The organism is Streptomyces sp. CC208A, from assembly GCF_030010625.1.
Classification (GTDB): Bacteria; Actinomycetota; Actinomycetes; order Streptomycetales; family Streptomycetaceae; genus Streptomyces.
On sequence record NZ_JASCXN010000001.1, the window covers coordinates 49,374 to 64,349 of the forward strand.

14 protein-coding genes are annotated in these 14,976 nt (G+C 72.3%); all 14 read right to left on the reverse strand.

What is annotated here, in order from left to right:
- Window positions 1-10: 10 nt before the first annotated feature.
- The 14 genes from QK442_RS00225 to QK442_RS00290 all read right to left on the reverse strand — a co-directional run bounded on the left by QK442_RS00225 (window position 11) and on the right by QK442_RS00290 (window position 14,794).
- Window positions 11-1,555 (reverse strand): PH domain-containing protein, encoded by a 1,545-nt coding sequence (locus QK442_RS00225; RefSeq protein ID WP_282691670.1) that lies wholly within the window; start codon window positions 1,553-1,555, stop codon window positions 11-13.
- Window positions 1,552-2,052 (reverse strand): PH domain-containing protein, encoded by a 501-nt coding sequence (locus QK442_RS00230; RefSeq protein ID WP_282691671.1) that lies wholly within the window; start codon window positions 2,050-2,052, stop codon window positions 1,552-1,554. The genes QK442_RS00225 and QK442_RS00230 overlap by 4 nt, the downstream gene beginning before the upstream one ends.
- Window positions 2,053-2,055: 3 nt before the next feature.
- Window positions 2,056-3,711 carry a glucose-6-phosphate isomerase gene (pgi, locus tag QK442_RS00235; RefSeq protein WP_282692032.1) on the reverse strand — a complete coding sequence of 552 codons (1,656 nt, stop codon included), beginning with the start codon at window positions 3,709-3,711 and terminating at the stop codon, window positions 2,056-2,058.
- Window positions 3,712-3,874: 163 nt separating this feature from the next.
- The gene (locus QK442_RS00240) at window positions 3,875-4,210 is read right to left on the reverse strand and encodes an RNA polymerase-binding protein RbpA (RefSeq protein ID WP_003957010.1); all 336 of its coding nucleotides are present in this window, start codon (window positions 4,208-4,210) and stop codon (window positions 3,875-3,877) included.
- A 77-nt stretch (window positions 4,211-4,287) separates the two neighbouring features.
- Window positions 4,288-4,518 (reverse strand): preprotein translocase subunit SecG, encoded by a 231-nt coding sequence (gene secG / locus QK442_RS00245; protein WP_030205174.1) that lies wholly within the window; start codon window positions 4,516-4,518, stop codon window positions 4,288-4,290.
- Between the two features lie 104 nt (window positions 4,519-4,622).
- On the reverse strand, window positions 4,623-5,399 hold the full coding sequence (tpiA, locus tag QK442_RS00250; RefSeq protein WP_282691672.1) for a triose-phosphate isomerase: 777 nt from the start codon (window positions 5,397-5,399) through the stop codon (window positions 4,623-4,625).
- Window positions 5,400-5,406: 7 nt separating this feature from the next.
- Complete coding sequence (locus tag QK442_RS00255; RefSeq protein ID WP_282691673.1) at window positions 5,407-6,618, reverse strand: phosphoglycerate kinase; 1,212 nt, start codon at window positions 6,616-6,618, stop codon at window positions 5,407-5,409.
- Between the two features lie 117 nt (window positions 6,619-6,735).
- Window positions 6,736-7,746: a type I glyceraldehyde-3-phosphate dehydrogenase gene (gene gap / locus QK442_RS00260; RefSeq protein ID WP_282691674.1), complete on the reverse strand. Its 1,011-nt coding sequence runs from the start codon at window positions 7,744-7,746 to the stop codon at window positions 6,736-6,738.
- Window positions 7,747-8,127: 381 nt separating this feature from the next.
- Window positions 8,128-9,117, reverse strand: coding sequence for a DNA-binding protein WhiA (gene whiA / locus QK442_RS00265; RefSeq protein WP_282691675.1), 990 nt, complete (start codon window positions 9,115-9,117; stop codon window positions 8,128-8,130).
- Window positions 9,108-10,148: a uridine diphosphate-N-acetylglucosamine-binding protein YvcK gene (yvcK, locus tag QK442_RS00270; protein WP_282691676.1), complete on the reverse strand. Its 1,041-nt coding sequence runs from the start codon at window positions 10,146-10,148 to the stop codon at window positions 9,108-9,110. The genes whiA and yvcK overlap by 10 nt, the downstream gene beginning before the upstream one ends.
- Window positions 10,145-11,125, reverse strand: coding sequence for an RNase adapter RapZ (rapZ, locus tag QK442_RS00275; RefSeq protein ID WP_282691677.1), 981 nt, complete (start codon window positions 11,123-11,125; stop codon window positions 10,145-10,147). Before rapZ ends, yvcK begins: the two co-directional genes overlap by 4 nt.
- On the reverse strand, window positions 11,122-13,104 hold the full coding sequence (gene uvrC, locus QK442_RS00280) for an excinuclease ABC subunit UvrC (RefSeq protein WP_282691678.1): 1,983 nt from the start codon (window positions 13,102-13,104) through the stop codon (window positions 11,122-11,124). Before uvrC ends, rapZ begins: the two co-directional genes overlap by 4 nt.
- A gap of 221 nt (window positions 13,105-13,325) precedes the next feature.
- Window positions 13,326-14,171, reverse strand: a complete 846-nt coding sequence (locus QK442_RS00285; protein ID WP_282691679.1) for a hypothetical protein — start codon at window positions 14,169-14,171, stop codon at window positions 13,326-13,328.
- Window positions 14,172-14,173: 2 nt separating this feature from the next.
- A complete protein-coding gene (locus tag QK442_RS00290; protein WP_282691680.1) occupies window positions 14,174-14,794 on the reverse strand; it encodes a papain-like cysteine protease family protein in 621 nt (206 codons plus the stop codon).
- Window positions 14,795-14,976 lie beyond the last annotated feature (182 nt).

Sequence of the window (14,976 nt, forward strand, 5' to 3'; positions counted from 1 at the left end):
GAGGCCCGGTTCACCCCTCGGCGGACCGGGCCTCCGGCGTTTCCGCGGGTACGAGGAAGGGCGCGAGCAGCCCCGGTACGGCCTGGTCGGCGAGGGCGAGGCCCTGGGACTCCCCCGCGTCCAGGACGTCGTAGGCGCCCTCTCCGGCGGCCGTGGTGGCGGTGAGGGTGAGGATCCCGGCCCGGCGCTGGACGTACGACTGCTTGACCGTCCAGCCGATGATCCCGCTCCGCTGGAGGGCGACGGTGGCCCGGCGTACCGTGCCCGAACGGGTCACCAGATAGCCGCCGCTGACGGTGTGTCCGAGGGAGCGGTACGCGTCCCGGGCCAGGAGCACGGCGAGCGGCGCGAGCACCACGGTCCAGCCGGCCGCCACGTACAGCAGCACCGGGGTGAGCAGCGCCCCGAGGAGGGCGAGGACGGCGGCGGGCAGCAGGACGGCGCCGAGGGCCCAGCGCAGCCTGCGGGTGCGGGCGGCGCGGGGGTGGGCGGCGAGCGGGACGGCGGTGGGCGGTGCCGGCTCGCGCAGCACCTGGGCGGCGACCCGGTCGGCGACGGCCCGGGGCGCGGCCGGCAGCAGGGACTTGAGCTCGGTGTGCTTGTCGTCGTCCTCGGTGAGGCCGGTGGCGACGGCGTCGACGCGGGCGGCGCCGAAGAGCCGGACGCCGAGGGGCTCGACGAGTTCGACACCGCGCAGCCTCCGCTCCTCCAGGGTGACCGAGCGGGCGGTGAACAGGCCGCGGCGGACCCGGAGGGTGCCGCCGGGTTCGCGTTCGAGCCGGAAGTTCCACCACATCTCGACCCAGAGGCCGAGGGCGCCGACGGCTCCGGCGAGGGTGGCGAGGAGGACCAGGTCGACGATCATCCAGGGCAGCGAGACGGACTCGAAGCGGTCCCCTATCCAGTCGATGACCTCGGCCTGGGCACCGAACCACTCGCTGACCTGCATGACCGCCCCGGCCGCGGCGCCGCCGAGGGCGGGGGCGACGAAGGAGACGGGGGCGTAGCGGAGCCAGCGGAGGTCGAGGACGGCGAGGGTGCCGTCGTGGGCGGGGCCGGCACCGGGGGCGGCGGGGCGGGTGAGGAGGACGCGGCGGAGCCGTTCGCCCTCGGCCCGGGTGACGAGTTCGAGTTCGAGGGTGGACTCGCCGCCGCCGGTGGACTCGCCGGTGCCGATGCGGACCTTGACGAGGCCGAGGACGCGCTGGAGCGGGTTGGCGGTGAGGTCGACGCTGCGGATCCGGTCGCGGGCCAGGGAGCGGCGCTTGAGGAGGAGCAGCCCGGTGTGGAGGGCCACCCGGTCGGGGCCGATCCGGTAGCGGGTGCGGCGTCGGCGCACGATGTCGGCGGTGGTGCCGCCGCCGACGAGGAGGGCGGCGCCGGCGAGGACCCAGGCGACGGCCTGCCAGAGGGGCCGGGAGCCGGCGAGTCCGGCGGCGATCGGCAGCCCGGCGCCGGTGGCGATGCCGCAGAGGACGGCGGCGGTGACGAGGGGGGTGCGCCGGTCGAGCCGCCGCCACTCCCCCTCGTTCTCGCTCTCGCCGCCGGGGCTCACGTGGCGTCCCCGGGGGTCGCCCGGGTGATCGCGGTGAGCCGTTCGGCGAGCTCCGCGGCGAGCTCGTGGTCGAGCCCCTCGACGCGGAGCGCGCCCTTGGCGGAGGCGGTGGTGACGGTGACGGTGGCGAGCCCGAAAAGCTGCTCCAGCGGGCCGCGTACGGTGTCCACGGTCTGGATCCGGGACATGGGGGCGATCCGCCACTCCTGCCACAGGGCGCCCGTGCGCACGTACACGGCCTCGTCGGTGACCTCCCAGCGGTGCACCCGGAACCACCAGGCGGGGAAGAACGCGGCGCCGGCCAGGGCGAGCGCGGCCAGGACGGCGGCGGCGGTGAGCAGCCAGGTCCTGGCCGGGTCGATCAGGGCGCCGAGCACGGCGAGGACGGCGACCGGGACGGCTCCGGCGAGGAGGCACTGGGTGCGCCACCAGCCGACCGCCCGGCGGTCCACGGCGTTCCTCGGCGGCCGGAGCCGTACCGCGGTCTCCCCCGCCATCGCTCAGCTCCGGCCGCGCAGGGCGCGGTAGGCGGAGACGAGGGCCGCGGTGGAGCTGTCGAGGCCCTCGGCGGCCCCGTCACCGGTGAGGACGGGCTCGATCTTCTTGGCGAGGACCTTGCCGAGCTCGACGCCCCACTGGTCGAAGGAGTCGATGTTCCAGACGGCGCCCTGGACGAAGACCTTGTGCTCGTAGAGCGCCACCAGCTGGCCGAGGACCGAGGGGGTGAGGGCGTCGGCGAGGACGGTGGTGGTGGGGTGGTTGCCCCGGAAGGTCTTGTGCGGGACGAGCTCCTCCGGCACGCCCTCGGCCCGTACCTCCTCGGGCGTCTTGCCGAAGGCGAGGGCCTGGGTCTGGGCGAAGAAGTTGGCCATCAGGAGGTCGTGCTGGGCGACCAGGCCGGGCGGCAGGTCGTCGACCGGGCGGGCGAAGCCGATGAAGTCGGCGGGGATGAGCTTGGTGCCCTGGTGGATCAACTGGTAGTAGGCGTGCTGCCCGTTGGTGCCGGGGGTGCCCCAGACGACCGGTCCCGTCTGCCAGTCGACCGGCTCGCCCTGGCGGTCCACGGACTTGCCGTTGGACTCCATGTCGAGCTGCTGGAGGTAGGCGGTGAACTTGGACAGGTAGTGGGAGTACGGCAGGACGGCGTGCGACTGGGCGTCGAAGAAGCCGCCGTACCAGACGCCGAGGAGGCCGAGGAGCAGCGGCGCGTTCTCCTCCGGCGGGGCGGTGCGGAAGTGCTCGTCGACGAGGTGGAAGCCGTCGAGCATCTCGCGGAAGCGGTCCGGGCCGATGGCGATCATCAGGGAGAGGCCGATGGCGGAGTCGTACGAGTAGCGGCCGCCGACCCAGTCCCAGAACTCGAACATGTTGGCGGTGTCGATGCCGAACTCCTCGACCCGCTCGGCGTTGGTGGAGAGCGCCACGAAGTGCTTGGCGACGGCCTCCTGGCCGGTACCGAGGCCGCCGAGGAGCCAGTCGCGGGCGGAGGTCGCGTTGGTGACCGTCTCGATGGTGGTGAAGGTCTTCGAGGCGACGATGAAGAGGGTCTCGGCCGGGTCGAGGTCGCGGACGGCCTCGTGGAGGTCGGCGCCGTCGACGTTGGAGACGAAACGGAACGTCAGGTCGCGCCGGGTGTAGGAGCGCAGGACCTCGTAGGCCATGGCGGGGCCGAGGTCGGAGCCGCCGATGCCGATGTTGACGATGTTCTTGACGGGCTTGCCGGTGTGGCCGGTCCACTCGCCGGAGCGGATCCGGTCGGCGAAGCCGGCCATCTTGTCGAGGACGGCGTGGACCTTGGGGACGACGTTCTCGCCGTCGACCTCGATCACGGCCCCGCGGGGGGCGCGCAGCGCGGTGTGGAGGACGGCCCGGTCCTCGGTGGTGTTGATCTTCTCGCCGCGGAACATGGCGTCGCGCAGCCCGGCCACGTCGGTGGCGGCGGCCAGCTCGCGCAGCAGCGTCAGGGTCTCGTCGGTGACGAGCTGCTTGGAGTAGTCCAGGTGGAGGTCGCCGACCCGCAGGGTGTAGCGGGTGCCGCGCTCCGGGTCGGCCGCGAACAGCTCGCGCAGATGGGTGCCGGACAGCTGCTCCTGGTGCTTGCCGAGAGCGGCCCACTCGGGCAGCCGGTTGAGCCTGATGCGTCCTTCAGTGGTCATTTCGGACATCGCCCACTTCTTCTCGTACGTTTCTGCCCCGCTGCCCCTCAAACCTAATTGATCGGGCGGGACGATCCGCGCCACCGGAGCCGAACACGACGAAGGGCCTTGCCCGCGAACCGGGTTCGCGGGCAAGGCCCTTCGTCGGGCGTTCAGCGGCTGTTCAGATCTCGCCCCGGAGCTTGGCGAGCGCCTCGGCGAGGATCGCCTCGCCGTCGGCGTCGCTGCGGCGCTCGCGCACATAGGCGAGGTGCGTCTTGTACGGCTCGGTGCGCGGCGGGTCCGGCGGGTTGTCCCGGTCCTGTCCGGCCGGGAATCCGCAGCGGGGGCAGTCCCAGGTGTCCGGGACCTGCGCGTCGCTCGCGAAACTCGGCTGGGTCTCGTGCCCGTTCGAGCACCAGAAGGAGATGCGGAGGCGCGGCGCCGACTCGCCTCGCTCGGCCTCCCCCATCGGCCCCGCTCCGACCCGGCTTCCCCGGATCGCGTTGCCACTTGCCACGGTCGTAACTCCCTGCGTGATGGTGCTCGAAGATGCCCCAGTCTACGGAAGGCCCAACGCGCGTCCAGTGTGCGGAGTTACCCGTCCAGCTTCATGAGCAGACCAAGTACGACAATGCACGCGAACCACAGCAGGCCGACCACGACGGTGATCCGGTCCAGGTTGCGCTCGGCGACCGAGGAGCCGCCGACGGAGGACTGCATGCCGCCACCGAACATGTCGGAGAGACCGCCGCCCTTGCCCTTGTGCATCAGCACCAGCAGCATCAGCAGCGCGCTGAAGACGATCAGGGCGATCGAGAACCCCATAACCACGGCTGGACCAACTTCCTCGGAGCTTGATAAGGGACGGGGGCCGGGCGCCTGCCCGACCCCCGCAAGGGTACGACGGATCCCTCCGCCGCTCTACATCGTCACTGGTCGCGGAAGCGCACGATCTTGACGAACTCGTCCGCGTCCAGCGAGGCGCCGCCGACCAGGGCGCCGTCGATGTCGGGCTGCGCCATGATCTCGGCGACGTTGCCGCTCTTGACGGAGCCACCGTACTGGATGCGGATCTTGTCGGCGACGTCCTGCGAGTACAGCTCGGCGAGCTTGCCGCGGATCGCCCCGCAGACCTCCTGGGCGTCGCCGGCGCCGCAGACCTTGCCGGTGCCGATGGCCCAGACCGGCTCGTACGCGATCACGATCGTCTCGGCCTGCTCGGCCGGGACGTCCTTCAGGCCGCCCTCGACCTGGGCGAGGGTGTGCGGGACGGCGTTGCCGGCCTCGCGCACGTCCAGTTCCTCGCCGACGCAGAGGATCGGGGTGATGCCGTGGGCGAAGGCGGCCTTCACCTTGGCGTTGCAGAGCTCGTCGGTCTCGGCGTGGTACTGGCGGCGCTCGGAGTGGCCGACGGCGACGAAGCCGGTGTTCAGCTTGGCGAGCATGGCGCCGGAGATCTCACCGGTGTACGCGCCGGACTCGTGGGCCGACAGGTCCTGGGCGCCGTACTTGATCTTGAGCTTGTCGCCCTCGATCAGGGTCTGCACGGAGCGCAGGTCGGTGAAGGGGACGAGGACGGCGACCTCGACGGCGTCGTAGTCCTTGTCGGTGAGGGTGAAGGCGAGCTTCTGGACGTGGGCGATGGCCTCCAGGTGGTTGAGGTTCATCTTCCAGTTGCCCGCCATCAGCGGGGTGCGGGTGCTCATCAGGGGATCAGTCCTCCAGTGCGACGAGGCCGGGGAGCTGCTTGCCCTCGAGGTATTCGAGGGAGGCACCGCCACCGGTCGAGATGTGGCCGAAAGCGTTCTCGTCGAAGCCCAGCAGCCGGACGGCCGCGGCGGAGTCGCCGCCGCCGACCACGGTGAAGGCCGGGGAGTCGACGAGCGCCTGGGCGACGGCCCTGGTGCCCTCGGCGTAGTCGGGGTGCTCGAAGACGCCCATCGGACCGTTCCAGAAGACGGTGGCCGCGTCGGCGAGCTTCGAGGCGTACAGCTTGCGGGTCTCCGGACCGATGTCCAGGCCCTCCTGGTCGGCCGGGATGGCGTCCGCGGCGACGGCGGTGGGATTGGCCGGGGCCTTGGTCCTGAGGTCCGGGAACTCCGGGGAGACCAGGACGTCGACGGGGAGGACGAACTCCACGCCGCGGTCCTTGGCGCGCTTCAGGTACTCCTGGACGGCCGGGATCTGGTCCTCCTGGAGGAGGGAGATGCCGACCTCGTGGCCCTGGGCCTTGAGGAAGGTGTAGGCCATGCCGCCGCCGACGAGGATGCGGTCGGCCTTCTCCAGGAGGTGGTCGATCACGCCGAGCTTGTCGGAGACCTTGGCGCCGCCGAGGACGACCGCGTACGGCCGCCGGACGTCCTCCGTCAGCTTCTTGAGGACGCCGACCTCGGTGGCGATGAGGTAGCCGGCGGCGTGCGGGAGCTTGCCCGGCAGGTCGTAGACCGAGGCGTGCTTGCGGTGGACGGCGCCGAAGCCGTCGCCGACGTAGAGGTCGGCGAGGGCGGCCAGCTGCTCCGCGAAGGCCTCGCGCTCGGCGTCGTCCTTCGAGGTCTCGCCGGCGTTGAAGCGCAGGTTCTCGATGACGGCCACGCCGCCGTCGGCGAGGCCCGCGACGGTCGCCCGCGCGGACTCGCCGACGGTGTCGGTGGCGAAGGCCACCTCGGTGCCGAGCAGTTCGCCGAGCCGCGCGGCGGCCGGGGCGAGGGAGAACGCCGGGTCCGGGGCGCCCTTGGGGCGGCCCAGGTGGGAGGCGACCACGACCCGGGCGCCCGCGTCGGCGAGCGCCTTGACCGTGGGGACGACGGCGCGGATGCGGCCGTCGTCGGTGATGGTGGTGCCGTCGAGCGGCACGTTGAGATCGGCGCGGACGAACACCCGCTTGCCCTCGACGCCCTCGCCGAGAAGCTCGTCGATCGTCTTCATCTGTTCACTGACTCCTTGGTACGCGGTGGAGCACACGAGACAGGGCCCGCGCAGCGCTCCGTCGCGCTGCCCGAGCCCTGCTCACATCGAAAGCCTGCCCTGCTGAACCCTAGTACCTCAGAGCCGTCCGCCGACGAAGGTGGTGAGGTCGACGAGACGGTTGGAGTAGCCCCACTCGTTGTCGTACCAGCCGAGGACCTTGACGTTGTTGCCCTCCTGGACCATGGTCAGGGAGGCGTCGAAGGTGCAGGACGCCGGGTCGCTGACGATGTCCGAGGAGACGATCGGGTCCTCGGTGTAGAAGAGGACGCCCTTGAGCGGGCCGTCCTCGGCGGCCTTCTTGAACGCCGCGTTGATCTCGTCCCGGGTGACCTCGCGGTCGAGGGTGACGACCAGGTCGGTGGCGGAGCCGGTGGGGACGGGGACGCGCATGGCGATGCCGTCCAGCTTGCCCTTGAGCTGCGGGAGGACCAGGGCGGTGGCCTTGGCGGCACCGGTCGTGGTCGGGATGATGTTCTCCGCGGCGGCGCGGGCGCGGCGCAGGTCCTTGTGCGGGAAGTCCAGGATGCGCTGGTCGTTGGTGTAGGCGTGGACCGTGGTCATCAGACCACGGACGATGCCGAAGTTCTCGTCGAGGACCTTGGCCATCGGGGCGACGCAGTTGGTGGTGCAGGACGCGTTGGAGATGACGTGGTGGTTCGCCGGGTCGTACGCGTCCTGGTTGACACCCATGACGACGGTGATGTCCTCGTCCTTGGCCGGAGCCGAGATGAGGACCTTCTTGGCGCCGCCGGCGAGGTGCTTGGCCGCGTCCTCGCGCTTGGTGAAGATGCCGGTGGACTCGATGACGACGTCGACGCCCAGCTCCCCCCACGGGATGTCGGCGGGGTCGCGCTCGGACAGCACCTTGATGGTGTGGCCGTCGACGGTGATGGTGTCCGCGGTGTGGGAGACCTCGGCCTTGAGGCGACCCAGGATGGTGTCGTACTTCAGCAGGTGGGCCGTGGTCGCGGTGTCGCCCAGGTCGTTGACGGCCACGACCTCGATGTCGGCACCCTGCTCGAGAAGCGCGCGGAAGTAGTTGCGGCCGATGCGGCCGAAGCCGTTGATGCCTACGCGGATCGTCACGAACCGATCTCCTCGTTAGGAAACGCCGGGTGAAATGTCACACCGGCGAGCTCTTGATTTTTTTGGGATGTCCCCGACCGCTTATGACCCTACCTCTCCGGGAAGGCCGGAGTGACATCGAGCGCAGCCGTTCGAGCCCGGAGAGCAAGGACGGAAAAGACCCGAAAAGGCCGATGGCCCGCACCTGTCGACAGGTACGGGCCGCCAGGGGAGTTTCACCCCCGTCACGCTCCGTCAGCGGCGGGGGACCGGCCGAGGGAGGCGGTGGCCCTTCTCGCGGGGCACGGTCGGGCGTACGAACGGAACTGCCGGTGCCTCAGAAAGGCACCGGCAGGCCGGAGTTCGGTCGGTCCGCAGGGGGCGTCCCGCGCGGCGGCGGGCTCAGCCGGCCAGGCTCTCGTCCAGCTCCTCCGTCAGGTTCGACTCGGTGCCGGGGATGCCCAGGTCCTGCGCCCGCTTGTCGGCCATGGCGAGCAGCCGGCGGATCCGGCCGGCCACCGCGTCCTTGGTGAGCGGCGGGTCGGCGAGGGCGCCCAGCTCCTCCAGGGAGGCCTGCTTGTGCTCCATGCGGAGCCGGCCTGCGGCGGCGAGGTGCTCGGGGACCTCCTCGCCCAGGATCTCCAGGGCGCGCTGCACCCGGGCGCCGGCGGCGACGGCGGCGCGGGCCGAGCGGCGCAGGTTGGCGTCGTCGAAGTTGGCCAGGCGGTTGGCGGTGGCGCGGACCTCGCGGCGCATCCGCCGCTCCTCCCAGGCCAGCACCGACTCGTGCGCGCCGAGCCGGGTCAGCAGGGCGCCGATCGCGTCGCCGTCGCGGACCACGACCCGGTCCACGCCGCGGACCTCGCGGGCCTTGGCGGCGATGGAGAGCCGACGGGCGGCGCCGACGAGGGCGAGCGCGGCCTCCGGTCCCGGGCAGGTGACCTCCAGGGAGGAGGAGCGGCCGGGCTCGGTCAGCGAGCCGTGGGCGAGGAAGGCCCCGCGCCAGGCCGCCTCGGCGTCACAGGTGGCCCCGGAGACCACCTGCGGCGGGAGGCCCCGGATGGGGCGGCCCCGGCCGTCGACCAGGCCCGTCTGGCGGGCCAGCTGGTCGCCGCCGGCGACCACCCGCACCACGAAGCGGGAGCCGCGGCGCAGCCCGCCGGGGGCCATCACGATCAGCTCCGAGCTGTGCCCGAAGATCTCCAGGACGTCCCGCTTCAGCCGCCGGGCCGCCATCGCCGTGTCGAGCTCCGCCTCGATCACGATCCGGCCGCTGACCAGGTGCAGACCGCCCGCGAACCGCAGGATCGACGAGACCTCCGACTTCCTGCAGCAGGTCCGGGTGACGGGAAGCCGGGAGATCTCGTCCTTCACCGCTGCCGTCATCGCCATGGGCCGATCCTTCCATGCATCCGAAAAATACGGTCGTACGCGGCGGCCAACCGCTCCGGGTCGTGCTTCGGAGCGCCGTCGGCGCGGGCCACCGGTGCCAGCTCCAGCGCGGCGCCGAGCCGCTTGGCGGCGTCGACGAGGGGCTCCCTGGCTGACACGTCGGGCACGGCGGCCTCGTCGGCCAGCACCACGTCCAGGGCGAGTTTAGGGGCGTGTCGTCCCAAAACCTCCAAATGACGCTGCGGGGAGAAGCCGTCGGTTTCTCCTGGCTGGGGCGCGAGGTTCAGCGAGAGCACCTTGCGGGCCTTGGTCTCGATCAGGGCGTCGAGGAGTTCGGGCACGAGCAGGTGCGGGATCACCGAGGAGAACCAGGAGCCGGGGCCGAGCACCACCCAGTCGGCGTCGAGGACCGCCGCGACGGCCTCCGGGACGGCCGGCGGGTCGTGCGGCACCAGGTGCACGGACTGCACCTCGCCGGGGGTGAGCGCCACGGTGGCCTGGCCGCGCACGGTGTCCACGTCCTCCGGGCGCTCCGGGTCGTGCCCCTTGACCAGGGCCTGGAGCTCCAGCGGCACGGCGGACATGGGCAGCACCCGGCCCTGGGCGCCGAGCAGCCGGCCGACCAGGTCCAGGGCCTGCACGGGGTCGCCGCCCAGCTGCTCCCAGAGGGCGACGATCAGCAGGTTGCCGACGGCGTGGCCGCCCATCTCGCCCTTGGACCGGAAGCGGTGCTGGATGACCCGGGCCCAGGTCTGGCCCCAGTCGTCGTCGCCGCAGAGCGCGGCGAGCGCCTTGCGCAGGTCGCCGGGGGGCAGCACGCCCAGCTCCTCGCGGAGCCGGCCGCTGGAGCCCCCGTCGTCGGCGACGGTGACGACGGCGGTGAGGTCGCCGGTGATCCGCCGGAGGGAGGCGAGGGAGGCGGAGAGTCCCATGCCGCCGCCGAGGGCGACGACCTTCGGCTGGGCGCCGCGCCTGCGGAGCGTCCGCCGCACCGAGAGGGTGGAGGAGGTACGCCGGCGGTACGGCTTCACTCGCGCCCCATGTCGCGGTGGACGACCACGGTCTCGACGCCCTCGGCGGCGAGGCGGGCGGCGAGCTTCTCTGCGGTGGCGACGGAGCGGTGCTTGCCTCCGGTGCAGCCGACGGCGATGGTCACGTACCGCTTGCCCTCGCGGCGGTAGCCGGCGGCGATCAGCTGGAGCAGCTCGGTGTAGCGGTCCAGGAACTCCTTGGCGCCGGGCTGGTTGTAGACGTAGTTCGCGACCTCCTCGTTGAGGCCGGTGTACGGGCGCAGCTCGGGGACCCAGTGCGGGTTGGGCAGGAAGCGCATGTCGACGACGAGGTCGGCGTCGACCGGCAGGCCGTACTTGAAGCCGAAGGACATGACGGTGGCCCGCAGCTCGGGCTCCTCCTCGCCGGCGAACTGGGCGTCCATCTTGGCGCGCAGTTCGTGGACGTTGAGGCTGGAGGTGTCGATGACCAGGTCGGCGTCGCCGCGCAGCTCGCGCAGCAGGTCGCGCTCGGCGGCGATGCCGTCGACGATGCGGCCGTCGCCCTGGAGGGGGTGGGGGCGGCGGACCGACTCGAAGCGGCGGACCAGGGCCTCGTCGGAGGACTCCAGGAAGACGATCCGGCGGGTGACCTGCTTGGCTTCGAGGTCGGCGAGGGACTCCCGCAGGGCGTCGAAGAACTGCCGGCCGCGGACGTCGACGACGACCGCGATCCGGGCGACGTTGCCCTGGGAGCGGGCGCCGAGCTCCACCATGGTGGGGATCAGCGCGGGCGGCAGGTTGTCGACGACGAACCAGCCCAGGTCCTCCAGGCACTTCGCCGCGGTGGACCGGCCGGCGCCGGACATGCCGGAGATGATCACCAGCTCGGGGATGGCCGCCTCGGCGCCGTTGTCGCCCGCGGTCTCCTTCGTGCCCGTACTCACGTGTCCTGCTCCGTCTTCTCGGTGGTGCCCGTCGTGCGTGTGGTGCCCGTCGCCGGGGTGGCGCTCGGTCATGCGGTGGTGCCCCCGTCGTCTTCCATGATCTCTCCTGTGGCCGTGTTCACGGCGGGTGCGGCGGGGGCCGCCCGGGCCAGGGCCACGGCGACCGCCTCCGCGGTCTTCCGGCCGAAGCCGGGGACCTCACAGATCTGCTCGATTGTCGCCTGCTTCAGCCGCTTCACCGAGCCGAAATGCTTGATCAGGGCCTGCTTGCGCGTGTCGCCGAGGCCGGGGACGGCGTCGAGGGGGCTGCTCCGCAGCCGTTTGGTCCGCTTGGACCGCTGGTAGCGGATGGCGAAGTCGTGAGCCGTGTCACGGACCCGCTGGAGGAGGTACAGGCCCTCGCTGGAGCGGGGCAGCACCACGGGGTCGTCCTCACCGGGCAGCCAGACCTCCTCCAGGCGCTTGGCGAGCCCGCAGACGGCGATGTCGTCGATGCCGAGCTCGTCGAGGGCGCGGCGGGCGGCGGCGACCTGCGGCTGTCCGCCGTCGACGACGACGAGCTGCGGCGGGTAGGCGAAGCGCTTGGGCCGGCCTTCCTCGCCGGACTCGTCCACGGGGACCTCGCCGGCCTCGCCCCACTCCCCCGTCCTCTCCTTCTCGGCGAGGTAGCGCCGGAAGCGGCGGCTGATCACCTCGTGCATGGACCGGACGTCGTCCTGTCCCTCGAAGGTCTTGATCTGGAAGCGGCGGTACTCGCTCTTGCGGGGCAGCCCGTCCTCGAAGACGACCATGGAGGCGACGACGTCCTCGCCCTGGAGGTGGGAGATGTCGAAGCACTCGATGCGCAGCGGCGCCGAGTCCAGGTCCAGGGCCTCGGCGATCTCCTCCAGGGCCCGGGAGCGGGTGGTGAGGTCACCGGCCCGCTTGGTCTTGTGCAGCGCGAGGGCCTGCTGGGCGTTGCGCGCGACGGTCGCCATCAGGTCCTTCTTGTCGCCGCGCTGCGGGATCCGCAGGGAGACGTTCGCCCCGCGGCGGCCGGTGAGCCAGGCGGTGACGGCCTCGGCGTCGTCCGGCAGGGCGGGGACCAGGACCTCCTTGGGGACGGCGTCGCCGCTCTCCTCGCCGTACAGCTGCTGGAGGGCGTGCTCGACGAGTCCGGCGGTGTCGACGGCCTCGACCTTGTCGGTGACCCAGCCGCGCTGGCCGCGGACCCGGCCGCCGCGGACGTGGAAGATCTGGACGGCGGCCTCCAGTTCGTCCTCGGCGAGGGCGATGAGGTCGGCGTCGGTGGCGTCGGCGAGGACGACGGCGTTCTTCTCCATGGCCCGGCGCAGGGCCTCCATGTCGTCGCGGAGCCGGGCGGCCCTCTCGTACTCCATCTCCTCGGCCGCCTCCGTCATCCGCTTCTCCAGGCGGCGGAGGTAGGTGCCGGTGCGGCCGGCCATGAAGTCGCAGAACTCCTCGGCGAGTTCGCGGTGCTCCTCGGGCGTGACCCGGCCGACGCAGGGCGCCGAGCACTTGCCGATGTAGCCGAGCAGGCAGGGCCGTCCGGCCGAGGCTGCGTTCCGGAACACGCCCGCCGAGCAGGTCCGTACGGGGAAGACCCGCAGCATCAGGTCGACGGTCTCGCGGATCGCCCACGCGTGCGCGTACGGCCCGAAGTACCGCACGCCCTTCTTCTTGTGCCCGCGCATGACCTGGACGCGGGGGAACTCCTCGTTCAGCGTGACCGCGAGGTAGGGGTAGCTCTTGTCGTCCCGGTACTTCACGTTGAACCGGGGGTCGTACTCCTTGATCCAGGAGTACTCCAGCTGAAGCGCCTCCACCTCGGTGGAGACGACGGTCCACTCCACGGAGGCGGCCGTGGTCACCATGGTGGCGGTCCGCGGGTGCAGGTTCACGAGCGGCTGGAAGTAGTTCGCCAGCCGCTGTTTGAGGGACTTCGCCTTCCCGACGTAGATCACTCGCCGGTGCTCGTCCCGGAACTTGTAGACCCCCGGCGAGTCGGGGATCTGCCCCGGCGCGGGGCGGTAGCTGGAGGGGTCGGCCATGCTCCCCACCCTACTGGCGGCGACCGACACGGAGGGTTGTCGCGCGGGCGCTCCGGGCGGGCGGGGAGGGGCCGGTGCGGGGGTACGGGGCCGGGGCGGGGGTGTCCCCGGGGGTCCCGCGTCGGGTGCGGGCCCGGGCCGCCTTGCGGGCGGCCCGAGCCGTGCGTGCCGTTAGCGGCCTCGTGAGCCGGTTCCCGCCCCGGTCCGGACGGTCCGGAGGGTCAGGACTGCCGGACGTGGCGCGCGGTGGTGCGGCGGCGGAGGGCGGCGGCGCCGGTCAGGGCCAGGGCCGTCACGGCGCCGAGGGCGGCGACCGTGGAGGCGGCGGTGGCCGCGGCGGGCTGGTGGCGGGGTTCACCCGCCGCCACGGCCGACCGCTCGGGGGCTACGGCTCCGGGGGCGACGGCCCCGGGGACCGCGGCCTCGGGGGCGTAGCCGCCGGCCGCGCCCTTGCGGGCGTAGGCGGAGCCGGGGAGTTTGTCGGCGTACGCGCGCGTGACGCGGTCGCGGTAGGCGGCGAGGGTCGTCCCGTCGCGTCCGACGGCCGCCACCGCGTCCTCGTCCAGCGGCAGCACCTTGCCGCCCTTCTGGACGTACCAGGCGTCGATCTGCGGCTCGCGGAAGACGAGCCCGCCGGGGAGCCGCCGGGCGCCTTCGCGCGCGTAGCGGATCTCGTCGTCGCCGGTGGCGATGTTCACCACCTGCCAGCCGCCGGGGCGCTTCACCGTCCACAGGGACGCCTTCTGCCCGTCGGCGGCGACGGCGAGGCTGGCCCGGTACTCCTCGCGGGCCACGGGCGCGCCCGCCGTACCGGCGACGAACTCCGCGGAGAGGATCCGTACCGGGACGGAAGCCCCGGATATCCGGGGTGCGGCGGCGGTACGGGAGAGCGCCCCGTCCCGGGCGAAGAAGCGGCCGAGGGTGGCCAGGGTCTCCGGCGCGGCGGCGGCCTGCTCGGCGGTCGGCGCGACCGGCGTGGCCGGCAGGGGCTCGGCGGCGGCCGGGGAGGCGGCGCCGAGGGCGAGGAGCGCGGCGGCGGCTCCGGTCACGAGTGCCCGAGTGGTCATGATCACGCCCCGATCCGGTAGAGCGAGTGGGTCCAGGAGAAGGAGGCGTTGTTCACGTACCACGCGTGGGAGGCCCAGTTGTAGCGGTTGCTGGAGGGCCAGGGGTCGCCCCAGTACACCCAGCTGTTCGCGTCGTCGTAGCCGTACAGGACGTGCATGTGACCGCCGCCGCCCGACCACTGGATGCGGGTCTCGACCGGCCGGCCGGCCTCGATCTCGGCCTGGACGGTGGAGTAGCGCAGCCAGCCGTCGACGTACCAGCCGGGGCTGATGCCCGCCCAGCGCAGGCCGGTCTGGACGTTGCCGAGGGTGGCCTGCCAGTTGGGGCAGTCGTAGCCCTGCTGCCGCTGGAAGGCGGCGTTGCAGAACTGGTTCTGGCTGTAGTTGCGGCCGTACCAGGTGGCGATGGTGTTCCCGGAGGCCGCCCAGCACCAGTTGGTCTTCTGCTGGGCCTGCATGGTGATGTTCAGGCGCTTGGCGGCGAGGACGGAGGCGGTCTCGCCCGCCACCGGGGCGGGGGCCGGCGCGGCGGACGCCGAGGCCGCGGTGGGGACGAGGAGGAGGAGTGCGGCGGCGGCGCACGCCACGAGGCTTCTCTTCCTGTTCTGGGATGGTCTGCGCATGGGGGTTCCTCCCAGTGCGGGGGGTGGGGATGAGTGGGGGGTGGAGGTGGCGTCCGGACACCGCTTGGAGCATCGGTCGTTGTCGGGAGCGGGTCAACACGCTTCAATGCGGGGTGACATCGGGCTGTGAACGGTGTGGCGCGCGTGTGAACGCGCCACACCGTCCACCAGCCCGTCCGCCG